This is a genomic window from Sphingobium sp. L-44 (assembly GCF_056859495.1).
Genome location: NZ_JBSXOQ010000105.1, coordinates 58,689 through 82,653 on the forward strand (window position 1 = coordinate 58,689; position 23,965 = coordinate 82,653).

At 63.3% G+C, this 23,965-nt stretch carries 26 protein-coding genes and 2 tRNA genes; 15 read left to right on the forward strand and 13 right to left on the reverse strand.

Going from position 1 to position 23,965, the window contains the following annotated elements; genetic code table 11:
* Nucleotides 1-5: 5 nt before the first annotated feature.
* Nucleotides 6-176 carry a hypothetical protein gene (locus AC13EK_RS17445; RefSeq protein WP_010336034.1) on the reverse strand — a complete coding sequence of 57 codons (171 nt, stop codon included), beginning with the start codon at nucleotides 174-176 and terminating at the stop codon, nucleotides 6-8.
* Between the two features lie 227 nt (nucleotides 177-403).
* On the opposite strand from AC13EK_RS17445, the gene AC13EK_RS17450 reads away from it, so the two are divergent.
* The gene (locus AC13EK_RS17450) at nucleotides 404-1,684 is read left to right on the forward strand and encodes a Xaa-Pro dipeptidase (protein ID WP_069338251.1); all 1,281 of its coding nucleotides are present in this window, start codon (nucleotides 404-406) and stop codon (nucleotides 1,682-1,684) included.
* Between the two features lie 47 nt (nucleotides 1,685-1,731).
* Here AC13EK_RS17450 and AC13EK_RS17455 read toward each other — a convergent pair whose 3' ends face one another.
* Nucleotides 1,732-2,319, reverse strand: coding sequence for a TetR/AcrR family transcriptional regulator (locus AC13EK_RS17455; RefSeq protein ID WP_004207585.1), 588 nt, complete (start codon nucleotides 2,317-2,319; stop codon nucleotides 1,732-1,734).
* 116 nt (nucleotides 2,320-2,435) lie between these two features.
* Between AC13EK_RS17455 and AC13EK_RS17460 the strand changes: the two genes are divergently transcribed.
* The 4 genes from AC13EK_RS17460 (at nucleotide 2,436) to AC13EK_RS17475 (ending at nucleotide 8,858) form a co-directional block, all read left to right on the forward strand.
* Complete coding sequence (locus tag AC13EK_RS17460; protein WP_069338250.1) at nucleotides 2,436-3,644, forward strand: efflux RND transporter periplasmic adaptor subunit; 1,209 nt, start codon at nucleotides 2,436-2,438, stop codon at nucleotides 3,642-3,644.
* A gap of 3 nt (nucleotides 3,645-3,647) precedes the next feature.
* The gene (locus tag AC13EK_RS17465; protein WP_004207583.1) at nucleotides 3,648-6,827 is read left to right on the forward strand and encodes an efflux RND transporter permease subunit; all 3,180 of its coding nucleotides are present in this window, start codon (nucleotides 3,648-3,650) and stop codon (nucleotides 6,825-6,827) included.
* A gap of 2 nt (nucleotides 6,828-6,829) precedes the next feature.
* Entirely contained in the window at nucleotides 6,830-8,248 is a 1,419-nt protein-coding gene (locus AC13EK_RS17470) for an efflux transporter outer membrane subunit (RefSeq protein ID WP_277788185.1), read from the forward strand.
* Nucleotides 8,249-8,342: 94 nt separating this feature from the next.
* Nucleotides 8,343-8,858: a methylated-DNA--[protein]-cysteine S-methyltransferase gene (locus AC13EK_RS17475; RefSeq protein WP_483022293.1), complete on the forward strand. Its 516-nt coding sequence runs from the start codon at nucleotides 8,343-8,345 to the stop codon at nucleotides 8,856-8,858.
* Between the two features lie 52 nt (nucleotides 8,859-8,910).
* Here the strand turns inward: AC13EK_RS17475 and AC13EK_RS17480 are convergent, their stop codons facing one another.
* The 7 genes from AC13EK_RS17480 to dapB form a co-directional block, all read right to left on the reverse strand.
* The gene (locus AC13EK_RS17480) at nucleotides 8,911-9,366 is read right to left on the reverse strand and encodes a hypothetical protein (protein WP_069338247.1); all 456 of its coding nucleotides are present in this window, start codon (nucleotides 9,364-9,366) and stop codon (nucleotides 8,911-8,913) included.
* A 128-nt stretch (nucleotides 9,367-9,494) separates the two neighbouring features.
* A complete protein-coding gene (locus tag AC13EK_RS17485; protein WP_483022294.1) occupies nucleotides 9,495-9,848 on the reverse strand; it encodes a hypothetical protein in 354 nt (117 codons plus the stop codon).
* A 32-nt stretch (nucleotides 9,849-9,880) separates the two neighbouring features.
* Nucleotides 9,881-10,162, reverse strand: a complete 282-nt coding sequence (locus AC13EK_RS17490) for a hypothetical protein (protein ID WP_069338246.1) — start codon at nucleotides 10,160-10,162, stop codon at nucleotides 9,881-9,883.
* 142 nt (nucleotides 10,163-10,304) lie between these two features.
* Nucleotides 10,305-10,381, reverse strand: a tRNA-Arg gene (locus AC13EK_RS17495).
* Nucleotides 10,382-10,456: 75 nt separating this feature from the next.
* A complete protein-coding gene (locus AC13EK_RS17500; RefSeq protein WP_069338245.1) occupies nucleotides 10,457-10,843 on the reverse strand; it encodes a hypothetical protein in 387 nt (128 codons plus the stop codon).
* Between the two features lie 78 nt (nucleotides 10,844-10,921).
* Nucleotides 10,922-11,581: an endonuclease III gene (nth, locus tag AC13EK_RS17505; protein ID WP_069338244.1), complete on the reverse strand. Its 660-nt coding sequence runs from the start codon at nucleotides 11,579-11,581 to the stop codon at nucleotides 10,922-10,924.
* A gap of 4 nt (nucleotides 11,582-11,585) precedes the next feature.
* A complete protein-coding gene (gene dapB, locus AC13EK_RS17510) occupies nucleotides 11,586-12,350 on the reverse strand; it encodes a 4-hydroxy-tetrahydrodipicolinate reductase (protein WP_069338248.1) in 765 nt (254 codons plus the stop codon).
* A 115-nt stretch (nucleotides 12,351-12,465) separates the two neighbouring features.
* Here dapB and AC13EK_RS17515 point away from each other — a divergent pair, with 115 nt between their 5' ends.
* The 4 genes from AC13EK_RS17515 to AC13EK_RS17530 all read left to right on the forward strand — a co-directional run bounded on the left by AC13EK_RS17515 (nucleotide 12,466) and on the right by AC13EK_RS17530 (nucleotide 14,555).
* A complete protein-coding gene (locus AC13EK_RS17515) occupies nucleotides 12,466-13,143 on the forward strand; it encodes a fumarylacetoacetate hydrolase family protein (RefSeq protein ID WP_419183524.1) in 678 nt (225 codons plus the stop codon).
* Between the two features lie 23 nt (nucleotides 13,144-13,166).
* Nucleotides 13,167-13,466 carry a polyhydroxyalkanoic acid system family protein gene (locus AC13EK_RS17520; protein WP_004207574.1) on the forward strand — a complete coding sequence of 100 codons (300 nt, stop codon included), beginning with the start codon at nucleotides 13,167-13,169 and terminating at the stop codon, nucleotides 13,464-13,466.
* A gap of 95 nt (nucleotides 13,467-13,561) precedes the next feature.
* Complete coding sequence (locus AC13EK_RS17525) at nucleotides 13,562-13,840, forward strand: hypothetical protein (protein WP_017500482.1); 279 nt, start codon at nucleotides 13,562-13,564, stop codon at nucleotides 13,838-13,840.
* 16 nt (nucleotides 13,841-13,856) lie between these two features.
* The gene (locus AC13EK_RS17530) at nucleotides 13,857-14,555 is read left to right on the forward strand and encodes an NAD-dependent deacylase (RefSeq protein WP_069338242.1); all 699 of its coding nucleotides are present in this window, start codon (nucleotides 13,857-13,859) and stop codon (nucleotides 14,553-14,555) included.
* A 6-nt stretch (nucleotides 14,556-14,561) separates the two neighbouring features.
* On the opposite strand, the gene AC13EK_RS17535 is transcribed toward AC13EK_RS17530, so the two are convergent.
* From AC13EK_RS17535 to AC13EK_RS17545, 3 genes are all read right to left on the reverse strand, one after another.
* A complete protein-coding gene (locus tag AC13EK_RS17535) occupies nucleotides 14,562-15,542 on the reverse strand; it encodes a FecR family protein (RefSeq protein ID WP_037511612.1) in 981 nt (326 codons plus the stop codon).
* On the reverse strand, nucleotides 15,511-16,116 hold the full coding sequence (locus tag AC13EK_RS17540) for an RNA polymerase sigma factor (RefSeq protein WP_004207570.1): 606 nt from the start codon (nucleotides 16,114-16,116) through the stop codon (nucleotides 15,511-15,513). Before AC13EK_RS17540 ends, AC13EK_RS17535 begins: the two co-directional genes overlap by 32 nt.
* Nucleotides 16,117-16,287: 171 nt before the next feature.
* Complete coding sequence (locus tag AC13EK_RS17545) at nucleotides 16,288-16,488, reverse strand: hypothetical protein (protein ID WP_026109026.1); 201 nt, start codon at nucleotides 16,486-16,488, stop codon at nucleotides 16,288-16,290.
* Nucleotides 16,489-16,607: 119 nt separating this feature from the next.
* Between AC13EK_RS17545 and AC13EK_RS17550 the strand changes: the two genes are divergently transcribed.
* From AC13EK_RS17550 to AC13EK_RS17565, 4 genes are all read left to right on the forward strand, one after another.
* Nucleotides 16,608-16,692 (forward strand) — tRNA-Leu (locus AC13EK_RS17550).
* A 63-nt stretch (nucleotides 16,693-16,755) separates the two neighbouring features.
* On the forward strand, nucleotides 16,756-18,351 hold the full coding sequence (tig, locus tag AC13EK_RS17555) for a trigger factor (RefSeq protein WP_069338241.1): 1,596 nt from the start codon (nucleotides 16,756-16,758) through the stop codon (nucleotides 18,349-18,351).
* Nucleotides 18,352-18,607: 256 nt separating this feature from the next.
* Nucleotides 18,608-20,017, forward strand: coding sequence for a hypothetical protein (locus AC13EK_RS17560; protein ID WP_069338240.1), 1,410 nt, complete (start codon nucleotides 18,608-18,610; stop codon nucleotides 20,015-20,017).
* 42 nt (nucleotides 20,018-20,059) lie between these two features.
* A complete protein-coding gene (locus AC13EK_RS17565; RefSeq protein WP_004207566.1) occupies nucleotides 20,060-21,031 on the forward strand; it encodes a glycosyltransferase family 2 protein in 972 nt (323 codons plus the stop codon).
* On the opposite strand, the gene AC13EK_RS17570 is transcribed toward AC13EK_RS17565, so the two are convergent.
* Entirely contained in the window at nucleotides 21,013-21,642 is a 630-nt protein-coding gene (locus AC13EK_RS17570) for an HdeD family acid-resistance protein (protein WP_069338239.1), read from the reverse strand. The two genes, AC13EK_RS17565 and AC13EK_RS17570, sit on opposite strands and share 19 nt — an antisense overlap.
* A 131-nt stretch (nucleotides 21,643-21,773) precedes the next feature.
* Here AC13EK_RS17570 and clpP point away from each other — a divergent pair, with 131 nt between their 5' ends.
* On the forward strand, nucleotides 21,774-22,409 hold the full coding sequence (clpP, locus tag AC13EK_RS17575) for an ATP-dependent Clp endopeptidase proteolytic subunit ClpP (RefSeq protein ID WP_004207564.1): 636 nt from the start codon (nucleotides 21,774-21,776) through the stop codon (nucleotides 22,407-22,409).
* A 133-nt stretch (nucleotides 22,410-22,542) separates the two neighbouring features.
* A complete protein-coding gene (gene clpX, locus AC13EK_RS17580) occupies nucleotides 22,543-23,811 on the forward strand; it encodes an ATP-dependent Clp protease ATP-binding subunit ClpX (protein WP_004207563.1) in 1,269 nt (422 codons plus the stop codon).
* Nucleotides 23,812-23,965 lie beyond the last annotated feature (154 nt).

Genomic DNA, 23,965 nt, shown 5'->3' on the forward strand with positions numbered 1-23,965 from the left:
TAGGATCAGGCGGAGGCTGCTTGCGCGTCCTCCGCCTGCAGCAATTGCTCGTAGAGCCGCGCATATTCCAGATGCATGTTGCGGAGCGCCGGTGTGGCCGATCGCGCCGCCAACTGGCGATTGCGGTCGCGTCGCTGCTCGAAATAGGCGCGGCCGAAATTCGCTTCCAGATCCATGAAATACCTCCCTCGATTGATCCTCCAATGGCCGGGGCGCCAACAGGTTGCGGGCAGGGCAGGGGCTTGCGGTGGACGGGGGTGAAACAGGGGCGGGCGGCGCGATGCCGCCATCCATCTTTGCCCTTGATGCCGGCTGGCCTTGGTCGCTAGGTCAGGGGCTTGGGGCAATGATGATCCGGCCATGCACGGCCCGGACATCGATCGCCCAGGGGGATTTACATCGCATGTTGAAGACTGTCCGGGCATCGGCCATGGCCGCCACCATCCTGTTGTCGCTGGCTGCCGCGCCGGCGCTTGCCGAGCAGGTGGTCGTCACCGCGGACCATATGGTCGATGTGCTGGCCGGCAAGACGGTTGATCATCCGGCTATCTTCATCACCGATGGTCGTATCACCGGCATTGCCGACGCGCGCACCGTGCGCTGGGGCAGTGACGTCCGCCATATCGACCTGTCGGGCAAGACCATCCTGCCGGGCCTGATCGACATGCACGTCCATTTGACCAGCCTCGCGGAAGTGGGCGGCTATCAGGGGCTGCGCTACACCGACAGTTTCTGGACGGCGGTGGGCGTCAAGAATGCGCGCATCACGCTGAAGGCGGGCTTTACCACGGTGCGCAATGTCGGGTCGGCCGATTTCGCCGATGTGGGCCTCAAGCAGGCGATCGAGGAAGGGCAGATTGTCGGGCCGCGGATCATCCCGGCCGGCTATGCGATTGGCGCAACTGGCGGCCATTGCGATGGCGGCGGCCTGCCGCCATCGATGGATCGCAAGGAGCCTTCGGTGGTCGACAGCCCGCAGGAAGGCCGCGCCAAGGTGCGCTGGCTGCACAAATATGGCGCGCGCGTCATCAAGATTTGCGCGACCGGCGGCGTCTTCTCGCTGGGCGATGCGGTTGGCGCGCAGCAACTGAGCTTTGACGAGATGAAGGCGATCGCCGACGAGGCGCATATGCTGGGCCTCAAGGTCGCGGCGCACGCCCATGGCAATGACGGTATCCGCACCGCGATCGAGGCGGGGATCGACACGATCGAACATTGCAGCCTGGCCGATGACGAGACGATCAAGCTGGCGGCCAGCAAGAAGACCTGGTTCGACATGGATATCTATAATGACGATTATATCCTGGCGACGGGCACGGCCAATGGCACCGAACAGGAAAGCCTGGACAAGGAGAAACTGATCGGGCGTCTCCAACGCGAAACCTTCCGCAAGGCGGTGAAGGCGGGCGTGCCGATGCTGTTCGGCACCGATGCCGGCGTCTATCCCCATGGCGACAATGGCAAGCAGTTCGCCAAGATGGTCGAATGGGGCATGACGCCGATGCAGGCGATCCAGGCGGCGACCGTCAGCGGCGCCAAGGCGCTGGGCTGGGAAGCCGATGTCGGCGCGATCGCCGTCGGCCGCTATGGCGACATCGTCGCGGTGCAGGGTGATCCGCTCAAGGACGTCACCTTGCTGCAGCATGTCAGCGACGTGGTGAAGGGCGGCGAACTGGTGGAGTGATCCGCCGCTGCCGGTTCACGATCGGCGTGAACCGGCTTTCGCTGCGATCAGCGCACGGCCTTCAGGCCTGCCACGATCATCTGGGCGGCGCGCCGGGCTGACGCCTCCGGGCTGAGATTGGGGCGCGACAGGCTGCGATGGCCCAGGCCGAACATGCAGGCCAGGATCATCTCCTCCGCGCCGTCCAGCGCCTCGCCCGAAAGCTCCGGGTTGGCGGCGCAGGCAAAGTCGCGAATATCGTCGCGGAAACGGCCGCACATGGTGCCGATCATCTCGCCGACCGTCGGATTGCGGAAGCTTTCGGCCAGGATGTCGAAGGACAGCGCCTCATCCTTTTCGTCAATGACGTGCAGCATCAGTTGCTCGAACGTATCGTCGATGCTCAACTCGCCACTGTCGAGTCGTTTGCGCAGGATATCAACGTCCTCCGCCCACTGATCGGCGTCTGCATGGACGATAGCCTCGATGATATCTTCCTTTCCTTTGAAAAGCCGATATATTTGCCCCACTGATACCTGTGCGGCGGAAGCGAGTTCGGCCATGGACGTCTGGTGGAAACCATGGCTGTTGAACAGGTCTCGCGCCGCTGCAAGTACACGGTCGCGACTGCTTTTTTCATGCTGCGCTGCAACCATTTTACCCTCGGAAAATTGTTTTTCTCTTGAATTCCCTCTGACAGCTTCTTAGGTGCGCGGCAAGCGGAATGAACGTTCATTCCGGTCCTGCGATATTTATCGGATTGGGAAAATTGATGCAAAAGGGGAACTTCTTCGGATTGCTGGCCTGTGTTTCGGCCCTTGCGCTGAGCGCTTGCGGTCAGGAAGCGCCGCCCGCACCGCCGCCGCCGAGCGTGGGCGTGGTGACGCTCAAGACCGAGTCGGCACCGTTGCTGAACGAACTGCCGGGCCGCATTTCGGCCTTTGAAACGGCCGAAGTCCGGCCGCAGATCAGCGGCGTGATCCGCCGCCGCCTGTTTACCGAAGGCGGCAATGTCCAGGCCGGGCAACTGCTCTACGAGATTGAGGACGCGCCCTATCGCGCGGCGCTCGCCCAGGCTCAGGGCTCGCTGGCCAATGCTCAGGCGGCGATCCGCTCGACCGGGCTGCAGGCCCAGCGCTACAAGGATCTGGTCGGCATCAATGCGGTGTCGAAGCAGGAATATGATGACGCGGCGGCCGCGGCCCAGCAGGCCCGCGCCAATGTTGCGGCGCAGCAGGGCGCGGTGCAGGCAGCGCAGGTGAACCAGAATTTCACCCGCATCCGCGCGCCGATTTCGGGCCGCATCGGCCGTTCGCTGCTGACGCCGGGCGCACTGGTCCAGACCGGCCAGGCCGATCCGCTGACCACCATCCAGCGCACCGACCGCGTTTATGTCGACGTGACCCAGTCGGCGGCGCAGATCATCGACCTCAAGCAGGCGATGAAGGCCGGTGGCATCAGCGAGGCGCAGGGCGCCCGCATCCAGTTGGTTCTGCCCAATGGCAGCGTCTATCCGGTCGAAGGCCGCTTGCAGTTTGCCGATGTGACGGTGGATTCGAACTCGGGCGCGGTCACGCTGCGCGCTATCTTCCCCAACGCCGACGGCCTGTTGTTGCCGGGCATGTATGTCCGCGCCAAACTGATCGAGGGTGAGCGCACCCAGACGATCCTGGCGCCGCAGCAGGGCATTTCGCGCGACGCGCGCGGCCGGGCGACGGCGATGGTCGTGGGCAAGGACAACAAGGTCGAAATGCGCCAGGTCACCGTCGATCGCGCGATCGGCGACAAGTGGATCGTCACCAGCGGCCTGAAGCCGGGCGACCAGCTGATCGTCGAGGGGCTAGTCAATCTGCGCCCCGGTACGGTGGTGAAGCCCGGCGCGCCGCAGCAGGTGACGGCGCCTGAAGGTGGCGCTGCCGCCCAGGGCGGCGCGAAGCCGGCCGCTGCACAAGGCGCGTCGAACGCGGGCGAGGCGCACTAAGCCATGGCCCGCTATTTTATCGACAGGCCCATCTTCGCATGGGTCATCGCCATCGTCATCATGCTGGCGGGCCTGCTCGCGATCCGGTCGCTGCCGGTCGCGCAGTTCCCGGAAATCGCCCCGCCGGCGGTGACGATCCAGACCACCTATCCCGGCGCCAACGCCCAGACGCTGGAAAGCACGACGACGCAGATCATCGAGCAACAGCTCAAGGGCATCGACAATCTGCGCTATTTCTCGTCCACCAGCGACGGTTCGGGCAATCTCAACATCACCCTGACCTTCGAGCAGGGCACCGATCCTGACATTGCGCAGGTGCAGGTGCAGAACAAGCTGTCGCAGGCGACCCCCCTGTTGCCGCAGGAAGTGCAGCAGCAGGGCCTGCGCGTGGGCAAGTCCACGTCCAGCTTCCTGCTCATCATGGCGGCCTATTCGGACGATGGCATCCATGACCAGGAAGACGCGGCGGACTTCATCGCGTCCAGCCTCCAGGATCCGCTGAGCCGCGTCACCGGCGTCGGCGATACCCAGCTGTTCGGTTCGCAATATGCGATGCGCATCTGGCTCGACCCCTACAAGATGGCCAATCTGGGCGTGACCACCGGCGACGTGAAGTCGGCGATCACCGCGCAGAATGCCCAGGTGTCGGCCGGCCAGATCGGTGGTTCGCCTTCGCCCAAGGGCCAGGCGCTCAACGCCACCGTTACCGCCCAGTCGCGCCTGCGCACGCCGGAGGAATTCCAGAATATCCGCCTGCGCAGCAACAGCGACGGTTCGGTCGTGCTGATGAAGGATGTCGCCAAGGTCGAGCTGGGCGCGGAAACCTATGGTTTCGGCGTGAAGTTCAACGGCCATCCGGCATCGGGCTTCGGCATCAAGCTGGCACCTGGCGCCAACGCGCTCGACACGGTGGAAGCGGTCAAGGCGCGCGTCGACCAGTTGTCGAAGAATTTCCCCAGCTGGGTCAAATATGACTTCCCGGTCGACAACTCGACCTTCGTCAAGCTGTCGGTGGAGCAGGTGGTCCATACCCTGTTCGAAGCCGTGCTGCTGGTGTTCGTCGTCATGTTCCTGTTCCTGCAGAACTGGCGTGCGACGCTGATCCCGACGATTGCGGTGCCGGTGGTGCTGCTGGGCGCGCTGGCGATCCTCAGCGCAGCCGGCTTCACCATCAACACCCTGACCCTGTTCGGCATGGTGCTGGCGATCGGCCTGCTGGTCGACGACGCGATCGTCGTCGTCGAGAATGTCGAACGTCTGATCCAGGATGAAGGGCTGAGCCCCAAGGAAGCGGCCAAGAAGTCGATGGACGAGATCAGCGGCGCGCTGATCGGCATCGGCCTGGTGCTGTCAGCGGTGTTCCTGCCCATGGCCTTCTTCGGCGGCTCGACCGGCGTCATCTTCCGCCAGTTCTCGATCACCATCGTGTCGTCGATGATCCTGTCGGTGCTGGTCGCGTTGATCCTGACCCCGGCGCTCTGCGCCACCATCCTCAAGCCTGCCTCGCACGGGCATAGCTGGAACGGGCCGATCGGTTCGATCCTCGGCCGCTTCTTTGACTGGTTCAACCGCACCTTCGACAAGGGCGTGGTGCGCTATGGCAAGGGCGTCGAGAAGGTCGAGCGCAGCTGGGTCCGGACCATGCTGGTCTATGGCCTGGTGGTGGTCGGCATGGCCTTCATCTTCCTGCGCCTGCCCAGCGGCTTCCTGCCGGACGAGGACCAGGGCATCATCATCAACCAGGTGTCGCTGCCCGCGGGCACGACGCTGGAAGAGACCGAGCGTGCGCTGGCACGGATGCGCGATCATTATCTGGTCGACGAGAAGAAGAATGTCTCGGCCGTGTTCACGGTCGCCGGCTTCGGCTTTGTGGGCCAGGGCCAGAATGTCGGCATCGTCTTTGCCCGCATGAAGGACTGGCATGAACGGTCGGGTGCGGACAATCGCGTGCCCGCGATCGCCCTGCGCGCCAATATGGCGTTCCAGAAGATCTCGTCGGGCATGGCCTTCGCCTTCGTGCCGCCGGCCGTGCAGGAACTGGGCAATGCGTCCGGTTTCGACTTCCAGCTGCTCGATCAGGCCAATCTTGGTCATGAGAAGCTGCTGGAAGCCCGCAACCAGTTGCTGGGCATGGCGATGGGCGACAAGCGCCTGGCGCAGGTCCGTCCCAATGGTCTGGAAGATACGCCGCAGCTGAAGCTGAATGTCGATCAGGCCGCAGCCGGTGCGCTCGGCATCGCCCAGTCGGACGTCAATGACACGATCAGCACCAATCTGGGCGGATCCTATGTCAACGACTTCATCGACCGCGACCGCGTGAAGCGCGTCTATGTCCAGGCCGATGCACCGTTCCGCACCTCGGCCGACGCGATCAATGCCTATCATGTGCGTGGCAGCACGGGCGTGATGGCGCCGCTCTCCGCCTTCTCCACCACGGAATGGGTCCAGGGCCCGGCCCGTCTGGAGCGCTATAATGGCGTGCCGTCGATGAACATCCAGGGCGCTCCGGCACCCGGCGTGTCGAGCGGCACCGCGATGCAGGCGATGGAAGAGTTCGCGGCCAAGCTGCCGGCCGGTATCGGCTATGCCTGGAACGGCATTTCCTATGAGGAACAGACCTCCGGTGGACAGGCGCCCTATGTCTATGCGCTCTCGATGCTGATCGTTTTCCTCTGCCTGGCTGCGCTCTATGAAAGCTGGTCGGTGCCGATCGCGGTGATGCTGGTCGTGCCGCTGGGCGTGCTCGGCGCGGTGATTGCGGCGACGCTGGCGGGCCTCAACAACGACATCTATCTGCAGGTGGGTCTGATCACGACCATCGGCGTGTCGGCGAAGAACGCGATCCTGATCGTGGAATTTGCCGAAGAGAAGATGCGCGAAGGGCTGCCGCCCGCCAAGGCGGCGCTGGAAGCGGGCAAGCTGCGTCTGCGGCCGATCCTGATGACCAGTTTCGCCTTCATCTTCGGCGTGCTGCCGCTGGCCGTGTCCAAGGGCGCGGGTGCGGGTGGCCAGAACGCCATCGGCTGGGCCGTGGTCGGCGGCATGCTGTCCGCCACCGTCCTCGCCATCTTCTTCGTGCCGGTCTTCTTCACCGTGGTGAAGCGGTTGTTCCGCGAACATCATGAAGGGGAAGAACAGCGTAACGCCGACGGCGAAACGCCGAACGCACCGCAGGAGGCATAAGAATGTTGCGTAATATCAAAGCAATGTCGGTCGCCTCTCTGGCGCTGACGCTGGCCGCCTGTGACATGGCGCCCAAATATGCCCGCCCCGAACTGCCGGTGCCGCAGGCCAGCCCCCAGGGGCCGGCCTATGCGGCCACGGCGGACGGCGGCGCGGCGATCGTGCCGGCCGATACCGCCTGGCGCGATTTCTTCACCGACCCGCGTCTGGTGCGGGTGATCGAGACGAGCCTCGCCAACAATCGCGACCTGCGCATTGCGGTCGCCAATGTCGAACAGGCACGGGCGCAATATAAGGTGCAGCGGGCCGATCTGCTGCCGACCGTCGGGGCCACCGGCACCGCGACCTATTCGGAACAGCCGCTGGTCCAGTTCGGCCAGAGCCAGCGCCTCAACACCGACGTCTATCAGGCGCAGGTTGGCATCTCGTCCTGGGAAATCGACCTATTCGGTCGGGTGCGCAACCTGACCAAGGCGGCGCAGGAGCAATATTTCGCCTCGGTCGAAAACCGCAATGCGGCCCAGACCGCACTGGTGGCGGAAGTAGCGACGGCCTGGGTGAACATGGCCGCCGATCAGGAATTGCTGTCGATCGCGCGGACGCTGGCGACCGCGTTCAAGGAGACGCTGGACCTCAACAAGGCCCGCTTCGACAAGGGCATCGCGTCCGAACTGGAAGTGCGCGAGGCACAGACCAGCTATGACCAGGCGCGGGCCGCCATCGCCAGCGCCACCACGCTGGTCGCGCAGGACCAGAATGCACTGAACCTGCTGGCGGGCACGACGCTCGGCAGCGAGGATCTGCCCTCGGCCCTGCCGGAAGGCCATGTCACGCTCGACAATCTGCCGGCGGAACTGCCCTCGACCCTGCTACTGCGCCGGCCCGACATCGCGTCGGCCGAGCATCAGTTGATCGCGGCCAACGCCAATATCGGTGCGGCGCGGGCGGCCTTCTTCCCGCAGCTGCCGCTGACGGCGGCGCTGGGCACGGTCAGCCTTGGCCTGTCCGGCCTGTTCAAGTCGGGCAGCGATACCTGGTCGGTGGCGCCCAGTGCGACCCTGCCGATCTTCGACTTCGGCCGGAACAAGGGCAATCTGCGTTACGCCAGGGCGACCTATGACGCGATGCTCGCCACTTATGAAAAGAGCGTGCAGACCGGCTTCCGCGAAGTCGCCGATGCGCTCGCCCGGCGTGGCACGATGACCGATCAGGTCGAGGCGCAGACCTCGCAGCGCGATGCTGCGCGCAAGGCCTATGACCTGACGCAGGCCCGCTTCCGTGCGGGTGTCGACGGCTTCCTGCCGACCCTGGTGTCGCAGCGGACCCTGTCGAGCGCGGAACAGAGCCTGGTATCGACCCGGCTGGCACGGCTCACCAACATGATCGAGCTGTATCGTGCCATGGGCGGTGGCCTGAAATGATGCGGCCTGCCGCTTGCGGACTTTGACCGCAAGCGGCAGGAAGCGGGGGCGGGGATCATCGCCTATCTCCAGCGATGACGCATGGAGGATGACGATGACCCTGGCCTGTATGACGATGCCCTCGCCGGTCGGCGACCTGACCCTGGTCGCGAGTGACGAAGGACTGATGGCGGTCCTGTGGCCCGACGATGATCTCGCCCGCGTCCGCCTGGGCGCCCGGTCCGAAGCAACCGACCATCCGGTCCTGCGCGACGCGGCTTCCCAGCTATCGGAATATTTCGCCGGCCAGCGGCGGCATTTCTCCATCCCGCTGCATTTTCAGGGCACGGATTTCCAGCACCAGGTCTGGGCTGCGCTGCTCGACATACCTTTCGGCGAGACGCGCAGCTATGCCGACATCGCCCGAGCCATCGGCCGTCCGACCGCGACCCGTGCCGTCGGCGCCGCCAATGGCCGCAACCCGATCTCGATCATCGCGCCCTGTCACCGGGTGGTCGGCAGCAACGGCGCGCTCACCGGTTTTGCCGGCGGGGTGGAAACCAAGAAATATCTGCTCGACCTGGAAGGGGCATCCGCAATGACCGGCGGGCTGCAGGCGATACTGCTGTGATTGGCCGTCTTTCATGGTCATAAAGCCCGCGGAGGGGCCGTGCGGTGTGGCCCTATTTCGTCATGCTGAAACTGGCCTTCATGAACAGGCCGAAAGTCACTTCATCTTCGCGCGAGGCGTAGCCGATCCTGAAACCGGGCAGGATCTGCGCGTCTCCCTTGGGAATGAGATAGACGGGCAGTTCCACGCCATAATCGTCGCTTAGGGCGTCATAGGTGAACTTCGGCGAGAAGGCGAGGCTAGCGTCCAGAACATCCTTTCCGATCGCCTGCCGATACTCGAAGGACAGGTTGACGGCGTCCTGACGATCGGGTGCCTGTGGTGCCGCCTTAAAGCAATCCTTGTCAGGGTCAGTCACCAATGGCTTGCAAAGTATCTTTTCATCTGCCGCTTGATAGCTGGACTGATAGTCGATGGCGAAGCTTAGCATGCTTTTCTGCTCACCGGGATAGAAGGCGATGAAGCCGCCGATAGCCAGCTGTGGTTTCCAGCTGGAATATTTCGTCAATGTCGTCGGGTCACGATAATGGAACTGGTTGGTGCCGATCCTCGCTTCGCCACCAAATTGCCAGAATTGATTTTTGAGGCCTGACGGATCGTCCCGTGTGGTCGCGTTGTAGCGCGACAGGCTGAAGGTTAGTGCCGGCCTGTCCGAAAGCCGGTCGAGTAATTGCGGATCGACCAGATTATCTTCGCCACCCAGTGGAACGGATAGCGACAGCCCGTAGCTGGTTTGCCGAAGTTGCTGCTCATGCCATCGACGCCTGCAGCGACTATCTCTGGCGATAGCTTCCCATTGAAGCTGAGCGACGCCTTGGGCTCGCCGCCATTAATTTCTATCTCCCCGCCAAGGCCGCTGAGGAGGGAATCACTTCTTCCGCTTGGCGCTGAAGTTCGTTTTTCTTGCAGATCATCAGTCTGGTTGACGGCCGTTGATACGGCGGGAGGTATATTTAGCTGAGCGAAAGCCAATGCGGGAAAGCCGGTCACGGCCGTTCCTATCAGGAACTTCCAGCCCCCTTTCATACGGAGAACTCCGCTATGACATGGTCGCCGCTTGAGGTTGAGGGAACCTTGAGGACCAATGGCCAGTCTGTGTCGGGTGACAATAGCTCGGCATTATCAATGCTCACCTTCACTGTTGCGCCACTGCCATTGGCATGTACGACCAGGCGATGCTCGCCCGGCGTCAGTGAAAGTAGTATTTCGAAATCGCGGTTGAATTTCGTGACCGGCCGGTGATCGACGAAGATCGCCCATGTCATGGTGGCTGCGTCCGGGCGGACCCGTAACAAATGTGCCATTCCAACCTCCAAAACCGTCAATGTTTCGGAGGGAGAGCCTATCGTGCGCCGTGATAATCACCATTTCAACTGGGTCGGAAATGGATCAATCAGCGCAAGCCGACCGTCAAACTGTGCCGCTTTGCAGCATAATGTCGATAAATGGTGCACCCAAGTGGATTCGAACCACTGGCCTTTGCCTTCGGAGGGCAACGCTCTATCCAGCTGAGCTATGGGTGCATGACGCTGGTCAGAAGGGGCGCTTAGCAAAGGGCTTCGAACCGCGCCAGCCACAAAATCACCTGTTCCCGAAACTTATTTCGGGGCCTTCACCATTGGCTGGAATTTGCCCAAGCCACAGCTGGCACCCGGTTGCAGGCCGGGGCCGGCGTTAAACAGCACGGTGATGATGTCGACCGAACAGAGCTGCGAGATGCTGGTGCGATAGGAAAAGCGTCGCTCGAAGCCCAGGCTGGGGCAGCTGTTGGGGAGGGTGTTGCGGTAGATTTTCTTGCCGCTCACCTCGAAATCGATGGTGCGATCGTCGCGGACGCTGCTCGATCGGATCTGGCTTATCGAGATGCAATCGACCGGATTCCCGCTGGGCACATAGGGATCCGGTTTGTCCTTGGTCTTGGCCAAAGCAGGTGTCAGGCCACAGGCCAGCAGCAGGCCGGCGGTGAGAATGGGGCGGATGGACATTGTCTCTCTCCTTCGTGCTGACAAGACGATTCGCGGAGCTGATTTCCGTACCGATCCTAGCACCGCCGTCGGGCGCGATCAGGCGGCTTTTGCGACGCTGCCGGGTTCCGGTGTCTTCGGCTTGAAGCGGCACAGGTCCGACACGATGCAGCGCCAGCATTCGGGCTTGCGCGCCTTGCAGACATAGCGGCCATGCAGGATCAGCCAGTGATGCGCGTCGCGGCGGAAGGGCTGGGGCACGCGCTTTTCCAGCTTGTCCTCGACCGCCAGCACCGTCTTGCCCGGCGCTAGGCCGGTGCGATTGCCGACGCGGAAGATATGGGTATCGACCGCGAAGGTTTCCTGCCCGAAGGCGGTGTTGAGCACGACATTGGCGGTCTTGCGGCCGACGCCGGGCAGGGTGGTCAGCGCGTCGCGATCCTGCGGCACCTCACCGCCGAAATCGCGTACCAATATCTCGGACAGGGCGATGACATTCTTCGCCTTGGTGTTGAACAGGCCGATCGTCTTGATGTGCTGCTTCAGCGCATCCTCGCCCAGATCGACCATTTGCTGCGGCGTTTCGACCTCGCGGAACAGGGCGCGGGTCGCCTTGTTGACGCCGACATCGGTGGCCTGTGCCGACAGGGTGACCGCGACCAGCAATTGGTAGGCATTGCCATATTCCAGCTCCGTCACAGGGGCGGGATTGGCCTCTGCCAGGCGGCTGAAAAAGTCGAAGATCTGGCCCTTGTTCATGGCATCAGAGCCCCAATACGCCCTTCATGTCATAGCGGCCGACCGGCTGGCCGGCGAGCCAGCTTGCGCCCTTGATCGCGCCGCGCGCGAAGATGCTGCGGTTTTCGGCGCGATGGCCAAGTTCGATCCGCTCGCCCTCGGTCGCCAGGATGACCTGATGGTCGCCCGCGACCGATCCGCCGCGCAGCGCGGCAAAGCCGATCGCGCCCTTCGCCCGCGCGCCGGTGATGCCATCGCGGCCGCGCTCGCTATGGTCGGCCAGCGCGATGCCGCGCCCCTTCGCCGCCGCTTCGCCCAGCAGCAGCGCAGTGCCCGACGGCGCGTCCACCTTGTGGCGGTGATGCATTTCGACGATCTCGATGTCCCAATCGTCGCCCAGGCTGGCGGCGGCCTTTTCCACCAGCGCGGCGAGCAGGTTGACGCCCAGCGACGTATTGCCGGTTTGCAGCACCGGGATGCGCGTGGCCGCCTGGTCGATCAGCGCATGATGCTCGCCCTCCAGCCCCGTCGTGCCGATCAGCACCGGCTTGTTCGCGGCGATGCAGGCGTCGAGATTGGCGGAAAGCGCGGCTGGCACGGAAAAGTCGATCAGCACATCGGCCGCCTGTGCCAATGCCATCGGATCATTGGTGATCGCGACGCCGGGGGCCAATTCGCCGCTGCCGTCGCGATCGGTGCCGCCCGCCACGGTCAGTCCCGCCTCCGCCGCGGCCTGCGCGATGGCGCGGCCCATGCGCCCGGCGGCGCCGAAAATCCCGATGCTGGTCATGCCCTGATCCGTTCCTTGGCTATAAGTCAGCGCGCGATGCCAGAGCGGCGCGGCTTTGTCATCCGGCACCATGAATTTCTTGGGAAAGGTGACCGACCATGGCTAAGAGATGGCCATGCTCGATCTTCCCCGACTCTCCCTTCCGACCCTGCCGATCGACGGCAGCGCCGATCGCTTTCCCGTCCGTCGCATCTTCTGCGTCGGGCAGAATTATGCCGAACATGCGCGCGAAATGGGCGGCGATCCCGATCGCGCGCCGCCCTTCTTCTTCACCAAGCCGGCCGATGCCGTGGTCGAGAATGGCGCATCGCTGCCTTTCCCCACGCGCACGCAGGATCTGCATCATGAGGTCGAACTAGTGGTCGCGCTGGGCGCCGGCGGCACGGATGTCGCGGTCGAGGATGCGCCGGGGCTGATCTATGGCTGGGCGGTCGGCATCGACCTCACCCGCCGCGACATGCAGGCGGTCGCCAAGAAGGCGGGGCGTCCCTGGGACATGGCCAAGGGCTTTGATCGCTCCGCGCCGATCGGCCCGATCCATCCCGGCACGCCGCCGGCCAGCGGCGCCATCGCGCTCAGCATCGATGGCGACCCGCGCCAGGCGGGCGACCTGGCCGACATGATCTGGTCGGTGCCCGAAATCATCGCCAATCTCTCCACCTATGTGGAACTGGCGCCCGGCGACCTGATCTTCACCGGCACGCCCGCCGGCGTCGGCCCGATCGCGCCCGGCCAGGCAGTGCAGGCGACCATCGCCGGCCTGCCGCCGCTCGACATCGCCTTTCAGAACTGACCATCAGAACAAGGATAAACAGGATGGATATCGACATTCCCCATGACCTCGGCCGGGACGAAGCGAAGCGCCGGGTGGAGCAGGGCCTGCCCAAGCTGGAACAGCATATCCCCGGCGGCGGCACCATGACCGCAACCTGGCCGTCCGACTATGCGCTGGACATGGAAATCTCTGCCATGGCCCAGACCATCCCGGTCAAGCTGCTGATCGAGGAGGACAAGGTGCGTGGCACCGTGTCGATCCCGATGTTCCTCAAGATGATGTCCGGCCCGATCTCCGACTTCATCAAGACCAGCGCCCAGAAGATGCTGACCAAGGCTTAAGACAATGGCGCGGCCCTTGCGGCGAGGTTGAGCGGCCGTCCCGAACAGGAAAAGAGGTAAGGATGGATCGCACAGGCCGGGATGTAGCCCTTCCGATGGAAATGCAGGGGCTCTGGATCGATGCGGACGATCCGACGGTCGAACTGTCGGTAGACGGTGGTGAGGTCGCCTGCTTCGGCCGCATCGTGTCCTATGACTATAAGCTTGTCGCCACGGATGACGATGTGGTGACGGTCAGCCTGAAGGTCGATGATGAGGAGCGTGAGGATGATTTTCAGCGCGCCAATGTCACCGAACTGGTGATCACTCCAGAAGGCGAGATGCACGCCTATAATGTCCGGTTTGCCAGCCAGTTCATCCGGCGCAACAAATGAAGGGGGCGAACGTCGCATGACCGGCATCGACAACATCGTCATCCTTACCGGCGCGGGTATTTCGGCCGAGAGCGGGCTTGCGACCTTTCGCGGGCCGGATGGCTTGTGGGAGGGGCATCGGGTGGAGGATGTCTGCACGCCCGAGGCGCTGGCGCGCAATCCGGCGCTGGTGCATCGCTTCTATGACGAGCGACGGGCGAAGCTGGCGGAGGTGGCGCCCAATCCGGCGCATGAGGCATTGGCCGCGCTCGACCGCGCCTGGCCGGGCGATCTGCTGATCGTCACCCAGAATGTCGATGACCTGCATGAGCGGGCAGGGGCGACCCGGCTGCTCCACATGCATGGGGAATTGAAGTCTGCCCTCTGTGCCGCCTGCGGCAAGGCGGTGGCCTGGGCCGATCCGCTGCCGCCCGGCAGCGCCTGCGCCGGTTGCGGCGCGCCCAGCCTGCGGCCCGACATCGTCTTCTTCGGCGAAATGCCCTATGATATGGAGCGGATCGAGGAAGCGCTGGCACAGGCCGACCTGTTCGTGTCGATCGGCACGTCGGGCGCGGTCTATCCGGCCGCTGGCTTCGTTCAGATGGCGCGTCATTATGGTGCCCGCACGCTGGAGCTCAATCTCGATCCGTCGGCGGGAAACAGCTATTTCGAGGAAAGCCGGCTTGGCCGGGCAAGCAAACTCGTGCCCGAACTGGTAAGCGACCTGCTCGGCTGACCGGCCTTATTCGCTGGGGGCTGCCATGATGTCGGCGCCATCGGGTTCATCGCGATAAAGCAGCATGACCGATCCATCCTCGCCATTCACCGCGCGGATCGGCAGGCTCAGTTGCAGCGCGGAGAGGAATTCCTTGCTGTCGCTGACGCGGAAGCGACCGCCGACCCGCAGCGAGGAGACACGGGCGTCACCGATCAGGATCGGCGCGCGGCGATAGCGGTTGAACTCGCTGGCCGCCTGCTCGATCGTTTCCCCGTCCAACTCGACCATCTGGTCACGCCAGGCCGTGCGCTGGTCGATCAGCTTGGGGCTGAGATGGGTGAGATCGATGCTGCGCGACTGGATCACGGCGCCGCTGCCGGCGCTGACCTTTTCCAGCCCGCTATTGCCCGAATGGACCGTCACCGTGCCCTGCGTGACCGTCAGCTCCACCACCGACGGGCGCATGCGGACGTTGAAAGCGGTGCCGACGGCGCGGATCTGGGCGGATCGTACCTCCACGTCGAACGGGCGGCCCTTGTCATGGGCCACGTCGAAGGAGGCTTCGCCCTTCAGTACGCGCACCTTGCGGCCGATGTCGGTGAAGCGGACTTCCGCCTCGCTATTGCTGTTGAGGTGCAGGATGGAGCCGTCGGCCAGTGCGACGTCGCGGATCTGGCCCACCGCCGTCTCATAGCGGTCGACGCCGCTGAAGGTGCGGATGGTGACGATCGCGGCGACGATGAAGAAGGCGATGGCGATGCCGGCGGCGATCATGATGTTGCGCGACAGGCGGCGCTGCTGTTCCTCGCTGACGATCGCTTCGAGCGGGGGCAGATTGACTTCGGCGGCGGCGCTCTTCAGCCGCTCGGCCGCGTCCCAGGCGGCTTCGGCGCGGGCAAAGGCCACGCCATGGCGCGGATCGGCCTCGATCCACGCACATATCTCGTCTTCGTCCTGGGGGGTAGGGTCGCTGTTAAGCCTGGCCAGCAGGCGCGCGGCTTCCAACGCGATCGCGTCCCTGTCCCCGCTGTTTGAACCTGGTCCCGACGCCTGCACGTTCGAAATCCGTTTCCTCACGTTCTGCCCAGGCCCGCATAACTATGCCGATCGCTTTGGCCAGATGTTTTTCAACAGTAGAAACGGACAGAGACATTTCCTCCGCTATTTCCAGCATCGATTTTTCGTGAATACGGCGAAGAATGAAGACGCGGCGGCACTGGGTGGGCAGCGAATCGACAATCGCCTCGACCTGGCGGAGCGCCTCGCGGGCGTGAAGCTGTGCCTCGATGGTGTTTTCGCCGCCCAGCAATTCCAGATCGGCGATCGTCTCGAAGCTCACCACCTTGTTGCGGCGGGCGGTGTCGATGACGAGGTTGCGGGCGATGGTGAAGAGATAGGCGCGCCCGGTGGTGACATTTTCCCAGTTCTCCGTGGCATAGGCACGGGCAAGAACTTCGGCGACCATATCCTCCAGCTCGTGGGTGGAGGGCAAAATGCGACGCAGGCGGCCCCTCAGGGCAGCTTCCTGCGGCAAAATCACGGTCTTGAACCACTCTAGCTTGGCGCGAACCCTATGCACGTCGACCCCCTTTTATGTCAGCGCGCCTCTCCTGAATTTCTTTTTGTTGTCACATTTCAATCATGGATTCCGGGGGGTGTCCAGCACGTGATTACGCATATTCCGTAATCCACCATAAAAAGTTCCACCCTGTTGCAAAAAAGTTTTCGGGCGCCTTCTTTTGTTGCGTGGCTAGGAAATTATGTCAGGCGGAACCTCGTCCGGTGCGCTGTCGGGCTGGTCATAATCGGGTTCTCCAGGGATGATTTCGGGCGGCTCGTGGATCGGAGTCTCGTCCGGAGTCGCGGGCGGCGGCGTTTCGGGTGGCGACTGGGGTTCGATCCGGTCGGGCGGGGGCAGGGTGTCGGGCGCTGGATCGGGCTGGGTGGCCATGCTATGCTCTCCTGCAAAGAAGAAGCTACGCGCGGGCAAGGACGCCGGTTCCACCAATGCATCCATATCCCTTGCTCTCGCCAATGCTTTTCTCTATGCCGCGCCGACCGGCGACCGATGCGGGCGTGGCGAAACTGGTAGACGCGCCAGATTTAGGTTCTGGTATCGCAAGATGTGGGGGTTCGAGTCCCTTCGCCCGCACCAGTGTCAGGCTTGGCTTGATCCGGCGCCAACGAGATTCAGCTAAGAAAGCGTTTGAGAGAAGAGATGCAGACTGTCGAGACGTTGAACGAGGGCCTGAAGCGCGCCTACACCGTGACCATCACGTCGAAGGATATCGACGCCCGCGTTGAGAAGGAAGTGCTGGCGATTGCGCCGCAGGTGCGCATGCCCGGCTTCCGCCCCGGCAAGGTGCCGGCGAACCTCGTCAAGAAGATGCATGGTGAAAGCCTGCAGCGTGACGCGCTCAACAATTCCATCCAGGAAAGCGTTCAGAAGCTGATCGCCGACCAGAAGCTGCGTCCCGCGATGCAGCCTTCGGTCGAGCTGGACGAAAGCTTCGAGTTCGGCAAGGACGCGCAGGTCAAGGTGGAACTGGAAGTTCTGCCCGTGATCGAAACCCCGAGCATCGACGGTCTGAAGCTGGAGCGCCTGACCGCCGAAGTCAGCGACGCGCAGGTCGAGGAACAGGCCGGCCGCATCGCGACCCAGCAGGGCGCGCTGGAAGAATATGCCGCCAGCCACAAGGCGAAGGACGGCGACACGCTGGTCATCGACTTCGTCGGCAAGGTCGACGGTGAAGCGTTCGAAGGCGGTTCGGCCGAAGGCGTGAAGCTGAAGATCGGTTCGGGCCAGTTTATCCCCGGCTTCGAAGAGCAGCTCGGCGGCGTGAAGAAGGGCGAAGAAAAGACCATCGAAGTCACCTTCCCCGAAGATTATGGCGCCGCGCACCTCGCCGGCAAGGCCGCGACCTTCGACGTGACCGTGCAGTCGGTGCTGAACGCCGACAAGCCCAAGCTTGATGACGACTTCGCCAAGTCGCTGGGCCTGGAAGGTCTCGACCAGCTCAAGGATCTGCTCAAGGGCCAGATCGAGCAGGAGCATAACGGCCTGACCCGCACCTATATGAAGCGCAAGCTGCTCGACCAGCTCGCCGCTTCGCACGACTTCGACGTTCCGCCGAGCATGGTGGAAGCCGAATTCAACCAGATCTGGCAGCAGCTTCAGCATGAAGCCAGCCATGAAGCCGATCCGGAAGCTGCTCTGGCCGAAATGGAAGCCGAGAAGGAAGATTATCGCGGCATCGCCGTGCGCCGCGTGCGCCTGGGTCTGCTGCTGTCGGAAATCGGCCAGGCCAACAATGTCGTCGTTTCGGACAATGAAATGAACCGTCTCATCATGCAGGCCGCCCAGCAGTACAGCCCGCAGGACCGTGAGCGTTTCGTGCAGTATGTTCGCCAGGATCCGATGGCCGCCGCCCAGCTGCGCGCGCCGCTCTATGAGGACAAGGTCGTCGACTTCCTGTTCGAAAAGGCGGAAGTCAGCGACCGCGCTGTCAGCCGTGAGGAACTGGAAGCCGCGATCGAAGCCGAAGATGGCGATCTGAAGCCCCACGTCCACGGTCCGGGCTGCGGCCATGATCACGACCATGACGAAAAGCCCAAGGCGAAGAAGGCCGCTGCCAAGAAGAAGGCCGAGCCCGCCGAGGCCGAAGCCGTAGCCGAGGAAGCGCCCGCCAAGAAGGCTCCTGCCAAGAAGGTAGCCGCCAAGAAGGACGACGCCCCGGCTGAGGAAGCTGCCGCCGAGGAAAAGCCCAAGGCGAAGAAGGCTCCCGCCAAGAAGGCCGCTGCCAAGGCTGAATAAGCCTTTCCAGCCAGAAAATCGGAACGCCCGTTCTTCCCGGCAGGGAAGGGCGGGCGTTTTGCATGGACGCGCGGGTGATTGGCGATCAGCCCTCGGCGCGAACGCCGGGATCATACGCGCTTTTCCTGATCTTTATTTTTGCGCTGCAGTATATTCTGATGATGGCCCGAAACTAGGGATCAGGCGATGAACTGATCGCGGAGGGCTTATGCAAGTCGTCAAGGGCGGTTCTGGTCGGGGTCTTGGGCAATTTCTGATGAACAGGTGGCTCCTGGTGGGCGTCTGCCTGCTCCTGTTTCTCGCCTTCTTCCTCCTGCGCTTTCCCGGTGAGCCCAACAGCGACAGCAACAGCCAATATCATCAGATCGTCACTGGGCAGTTCAACGACTGGCATCCGCCGCTGATGGCGCGGATCTGGGAAGCGCTGACCCTGTTCGGCGCGGGCACCGGGCCGATCTTCGCCTTCGACACCATTTTTTACGGCTGCGGCGTTGCGCTGCTGGCCAGCCTGCCGGCGCGGCGCGGCCGGTGGCTCTGCGCCTATTGCATGATCTTCCTCGCGGCCCAGCCGATGCTGCTCATGATGAGCGTCAACATCGCCAAGGACATCATGATGGCCGTGATGCTGTTGCTGGCCGTGGCGATCATCGGGGCGGTGCAGGAAGGGCTCGTCGCCGCGCGGCCGGCCCGGACGCTGTGCTCGGTGCTGGCGCTGCTGATCGTCGTCATGGCGGCGCTGGTCCGCAGCAATGCCGTGTTCCTGGTCGCGCCGATGCTGGTCTTTGCCGGCGGGCCGGCGCTGATGGCACGACCGGTGCTGATGCTGGCGCTGTCCGCGGTCGGCGGAGTGCTGCTGGTCCCGGCCAGCAATATCGTCAATCATCGCATCCTTGGCGCATCGGATGCCGGGGCGATCCGGTCGCTGCAGATATTCGACATCGCCGGCATCATGGTGCGGGGCGGGGATGATATCCTGGCCGATCTGCCGGGCGCGCATGCGCTGACGCAGGATGTCCATCGCTGCTACAGCCCGATCATGTGGGACACGCTGGCCTATGCTCACTGGAATTGCCATGTGCTCAAGAATGTCGAGCAGGCGATCCGGGATGGCGGGGGCGCATCGCTGTCGTCACGCTGGACTGGCGCGATCCGGCATCATCCGCTGGCCTATCTGCGCCATCGCCTGACCCATTATAATTCGACCCTCTATTTCTGGGTGCCGGTCCATCATACCGAAGCCGTGCGCAAGTTGAACACCGCCGGCAACCGGGGCGGGTCGTTCAAGAACCGGCTGCTGGACCATATCCGCTATTCGCCGCTGACCTCGCCCGTGATGATGGTCGCGATCGCGCTGGCGCTGCTGCCCTGGATCATCGCTGCACTGCGCGTCTCGCGCGATGCGCTGCTGCGTGTCTGCGCGATATTGATATGGCTTGCCTTGATATATACAGGCACCTTCCTGCTTGTCGGGGTGGCGACCGATCAGCGCTATTTCTTCTTTACGACATTGGCGGTTTGTCTGGCCCTGCCGCTCGCATTGTCCGATGCGACGATAAGGGCCATGATGCGGCGACATTCGGCATTGGCGGTTGCAACGGTGGGTGTGCCGGCAGCCATATTGGCGCTGACCGTCGTTGCGCGATACATGTTGCCGCCGCCGGTCTGACGGGCGGCGGCCATATTTGGTCAGCATAGGTTGGGGCAATTTATGGATATGGACAATCTTTCGAACCTTGGCGTGGGCCACCCCCGCGTCGCCGTTATCCTGCCCTGCTATAATGAGGCCGGGGCGATCGTGCAGACGGTGGAGGATTTCCGCCGCGCGCTGCCCCATGCCGAAATCTATGTCTTCGACAATAACAGCAGCGATGGCAGCCGCGAACTGGCGGCCGGCGCGGGGGCGATCGTTCGCCGCGTGGCCCAGCAGGGCAAGGGCCATGTCGTGCGCCGCATGTTCGCCGATGTCGATGCCGACATCTACATCATGGCCGATGGCGACGCGACCTATGAAGCGGCCGCCGCGCCGCAGATGATCGCCGCCATGCTGCAGGATAATCTCGACATGGTGGTGGGCTGCCGCCGCGACCAGGTCGAGGCAGCCTATCGGCGTGGCCATCGCTTCGGCAACTGGGCGCTCACCAGCCTGTTGAAGCAGCTTTTCGGCCGCAGCTTCACCGATATCCTGTCGGGCTATCGCGTCTTCTCGCGCCGCTTCGTCAAGAGCTTCCCGGTGCTGTCCGCCGGCTTCGAGATCGAGACCGAGATCAGCGTCCATGCGCTCGAACTGGCGATGCCGGTGTCCGAGGTGATGACCGCCTATGGCGCGCGCCCTGAAGGATCGGTCAGCAAGCTCTCGACCTATCGCGACGGCTGGCGCATCCTGCGCACGATCATCACCCTCTATCGCATCGAGCGGCCGATCCTGTTCTTCGGCATCATCGCGGCCTTCCTGGCAGCGCTGGGCCTTGGCCTCGCGGCGCCGCTGATCGTCACCTATGCGCAGACCGGACTGGTGCCCCGCTTCCCGACCGCAATCCTGGTCACCGGCCTCATGATCCTGGCGACCTTGAGCGGCATGTGTGGCCTCATCCTCGACACGGTGGTGCGCGGCCGCCGCGAAGTGCGGCGGCTCGCCTATCTCGCCTTCCGCGCGCCCAGCGACTACGCCTTGAAGGACTGAACCCGGCGGCGCAGCCGCATCGCCAGGATCAGCAGGGTGACGCCCGTCACCAGCGCATAGAAGCCGATGCCCCAGCCCAGCATGGCCACCGACACATGCGGGTTGGCAAGGGCCAGATAGAGGACGAACAGGCCCAGCAGCAGCGAGAGCAGCCCGCTCAGCGCCAGCAGCCATTCGCCCTCTATCTCCTTGCGCAGTCGGATCGCGGCGATGATTTCCAGCCCGCCGGCGATGATCGCCCAGCCCGCGATCAGGAACACGGTCAGCAGCGCATAGGTGATCGTCATCGCGATCGGGGTGACGATGAAGATGATGCCGACGGCGATGCCCAGCAGCCCGCGCAGCAGCATCGCGCCCCAATGGCGGCCATGGCCCATCCGGCGAAAGGCGCTGATCGCCGAGAATATGCCGTCGACCAGCGCATAGACCGCGAAGATCAGCGTCAGCGCGAACAGCGCGCTGAACGGGTAGGCCAGGGCGACGATGCCCAGGATGATCGAGACCACGCCACGCAGCGCCAGCGCCTTCCAACCGAAGGAGAAGGCGGCGATCAGCCCCGGTCCGGCCCGGTCGTCATGGGGCGGAATATCGGAATGCACGTCGGAAACCATCGGCTTGTTCCCCCTGTCGCGATTTGAAACGATTGTGGAACGGTAGGGGTGACACATGGTTCCCCCTTGAACCAGTCGGGTTTTGTGCCGATGTAGGGGGTCGGGCAAAAGCACCTGACTGAAAGAGCACAATGACCAACATCATGCATGATCCCATGGCCGCGCTGGTTCCCATCGTCATCGAGCAATCGAACCGTGGCGAGCGCAGCTTCGATATTTACTCGCGTCTTCTGCGCGAGCGGATCATCTTCGTGACCGGCCAGGTCGAGGACCATATGGCCTCGCTGATCGTCGCCCAGCTTCTGTTCCTCGAATCGGAAAATCCGAAGAAGGACATCTGGATGTACATCAACTCGCCGGGCGGCGTCGTCACGGCGGGCATGGCGATCCACGACACGATGAAATATATCCGCCCCCAGGTCGGCACCGTCTGCATCGGCCAGGCCGCCTCGATGGGCAGCTTCCTGCTGGCCGCCGGCGAGCCGGGCAAGCGCATCGCGCTCAGCAACGCCCGCATCATGGTCCACCAGCCGTCGGGCGGCGCCCAGGGCATGGCGTCGGATATCGAGATCCAGGCCAAGGAAATCCTTCGGATTCGCCGCCGCCTCAACGATCTCTACGTGAAATATACCGGCCAGTCGCTGGAAGCGGTGGAGCGGGCGATGGACCGCGACACCTTCCTGGAGGCTGACGAAGCCAAGGCGTTCGGTCTGGTCGACGAAGTGTTCGATCGCCGCCCGGCCGCTGCGGAATCCGCAGAAGCCTAAAGGCGATCTTTACCGGGGCGCGGTATATCACCCCTTGTGAAACCGCCGTGCCCCGGTCTAGGATGGCCTTTGGACCAGAATATCCCCGGCCAGATCCGGCATGGTGCCGACGGCGGGGAGGAAAGATTGGCGAATGACTAAGCTTACGGGCTCCGATTCAAAAAGCACGCTTTACTGCTCCTTCTGCGGCAAGTCGCAGCATGAGGTGCGCAAGCTGATCGCGGGGCCGACCGTCTTCATCTGCGATGAATGCGTGGAACTGTGCAACGACATCATCCGCGAGGAGACCAAGGGCGGTCTCGTCGGCAAGAAGGATGGCGGCGTGCCGACCCCGCAGGAAATCTGCGATGTGCTCGACGATTATGTGATCGGTCAGAAGCGCGCCAAGCGCGTCCTGTCGGTTGCGGTCCACAATCATTACAAGCGCCTCAATCACGGCTCCAAGCCGGGCGAGGTGGAACTGGCCAAGTCGAACATCCTGCTCGTCGGCCCGACCGGCTGCGGCAAGACGCTGCTGGCGCAGACGCTGGCCAAGACCTTCGACGTGCCCTTCACCATGGCTGATGCCACCACGCTGACCGAAGCCGGCTATGTCGGCGAGGACGTGGAGAATATCATCCTCAAGCTGCTCCAGGCGTCCGACTATAATGTCGAGAAGGCGCAGCGCGGCATCGTCTATATCGACGAGATCGACAAGATCAGCCGCAAGGCGGAAAACCCGTCGATCACGCGCGACGTGTCGGGTGAGGGCGTGCAGCAGGCGCTGCTCAAGCTGATGGAAGGCACGACCGCCTCGGTTCCGCCGCAGGGTGGGCGCAAGCATCCGCAGCAAGAGTTCCTGCAGGTCGACACGACCAACATCCTGTTCATCTGCGGCGGCGCGTTCGCGGGTCTGGAAAAGATCATCGGCGACCGTCTGGAAGCCAAGTCGATCGGCTTCGGCGCCCATGTTGCGGCCCCCGAAGAGCGCAAGACCGGTGAACTGCTGCGTCAGAGCGAACCGGAAGATCTGCTCAAGTTCGGCCTGATCCCCGAATTCGTCGGCCGTCTGCCGGTCATCGCGACGCTGGAGGATCTGGACGTGACCGCACTGGTCAAGATCCTGGTCGAGCCCAAGAACGCGCTGGTCAAGCAATATGGCAAGCTGTTCGACATGGAGAATGTCGAGCTGAGCTTCACCGACGACGCGCTGACCGCGATCGCGAAGAAGGCGATCGAGCGCAAGACCGGTGCCCGCGGCCTGCGTTCGATCTTGGAGGCTATCCTGCTCGACACCATGTTCGATCTGCCCTCGATGGAGGGTGTCGGCGAAGTGGTAGTCGACAAGGATGTCGTCGCCGGGACCAAGGAACCGATTCGCGTGTTCAGCGAGAAGGACAAGCGCGCGGAAGACGCCGCCTAGTTCATTCGCCGTTCAGGCTGGAACAAAAGGGGCCGGTGGACCATCCACCGGCCCCTTTTTCGTGCAAGTCTTTCGCACTGCACAAAATTTCCTGCGCCGTTGCATAATTGCACCACTGTTGGCGCGGTGTAAAATTTCGACATATTATGCAATA

Excerpts from the sequence above, each read along its gene's own strand:
- AC13EK_RS17445 (WP_010336034.1), bottom strand. The coding sequence starts at position 176 with ATGGATCTGGAAGCGAATTTCGGCCGCGCCTATTTCGAGCAGCGACGC.
- AC13EK_RS17450 (WP_069338251.1), top strand. The coding sequence starts at position 404 with ATGTTGAAGACTGTCCGGGCATCGGCCATGGCCGCCACCATCCTGTTG.
- AC13EK_RS17455 (WP_004207585.1), bottom strand. The coding sequence starts at position 2,319 with ATGGTTGCAGCGCAGCATGAAAAAAGCAGTCGCGACCGTGTACTTGCA.
- AC13EK_RS17460 (WP_069338250.1), top strand. The coding sequence starts at position 2,436 with ATGCAAAAGGGGAACTTCTTCGGATTGCTGGCCTGTGTTTCGGCCCTT.
- AC13EK_RS17465 (WP_004207583.1), top strand. The coding sequence starts at position 3,648 with ATGGCCCGCTATTTTATCGACAGGCCCATCTTCGCATGGGTCATCGCC.
- AC13EK_RS17470 (WP_277788185.1), top strand. The coding sequence starts at position 6,830 with ATGTTGCGTAATATCAAAGCAATGTCGGTCGCCTCTCTGGCGCTGACG.
- AC13EK_RS17475 (WP_483022293.1), top strand. The coding sequence starts at position 8,343 with ATGACCCTGGCCTGTATGACGATGCCCTCGCCGGTCGGCGACCTGACC.
- AC13EK_RS17490 (WP_069338246.1), bottom strand. The coding sequence starts at position 10,162 with ATGGCACATTTGTTACGGGTCCGCCCGGACGCAGCCACCATGACATGG.
- AC13EK_RS17500 (WP_069338245.1), bottom strand. The coding sequence starts at position 10,843 with ATGTCCATCCGCCCCATTCTCACCGCCGGCCTGCTGCTGGCCTGTGGC.
- nth (WP_069338244.1), bottom strand. The coding sequence starts at position 11,581 with ATGAACAAGGGCCAGATCTTCGACTTTTTCAGCCGCCTGGCAGAGGCC.
- dapB (WP_069338248.1), bottom strand. The coding sequence starts at position 12,350 with ATGACCAGCATCGGGATTTTCGGCGCCGCCGGGCGCATGGGCCGCGCC.
- AC13EK_RS17515 (WP_419183524.1), top strand. The coding sequence starts at position 12,466 with ATGCTCGATCTTCCCCGACTCTCCCTTCCGACCCTGCCGATCGACGGC.
- AC13EK_RS17520 (WP_004207574.1), top strand. The coding sequence starts at position 13,167 with ATGGATATCGACATTCCCCATGACCTCGGCCGGGACGAAGCGAAGCGC.
- AC13EK_RS17525 (WP_017500482.1), top strand. The coding sequence starts at position 13,562 with ATGGAAATGCAGGGGCTCTGGATCGATGCGGACGATCCGACGGTCGAA.
- AC13EK_RS17530 (WP_069338242.1), top strand. The coding sequence starts at position 13,857 with ATGACCGGCATCGACAACATCGTCATCCTTACCGGCGCGGGTATTTCG.
- AC13EK_RS17545 (WP_026109026.1), bottom strand. The coding sequence starts at position 16,488 with ATGGCCACCCAGCCCGATCCAGCGCCCGACACCCTGCCCCCGCCCGAC.
- tig (WP_069338241.1), top strand. The coding sequence starts at position 16,756 with ATGCAGACTGTCGAGACGTTGAACGAGGGCCTGAAGCGCGCCTACACC.
- AC13EK_RS17560 (WP_069338240.1), top strand. The coding sequence starts at position 18,608 with ATGAACAGGTGGCTCCTGGTGGGCGTCTGCCTGCTCCTGTTTCTCGCC.
- AC13EK_RS17565 (WP_004207566.1), top strand. The coding sequence starts at position 20,060 with ATGGATATGGACAATCTTTCGAACCTTGGCGTGGGCCACCCCCGCGTC.
- AC13EK_RS17570 (WP_069338239.1), bottom strand. The coding sequence starts at position 21,642 with ATGGTTTCCGACGTGCATTCCGATATTCCGCCCCATGACGACCGGGCC.
- clpP (WP_004207564.1), top strand. The coding sequence starts at position 21,774 with ATGACCAACATCATGCATGATCCCATGGCCGCGCTGGTTCCCATCGTC.
- clpX (WP_004207563.1), top strand. The coding sequence starts at position 22,543 with ATGACTAAGCTTACGGGCTCCGATTCAAAAAGCACGCTTTACTGCTCC.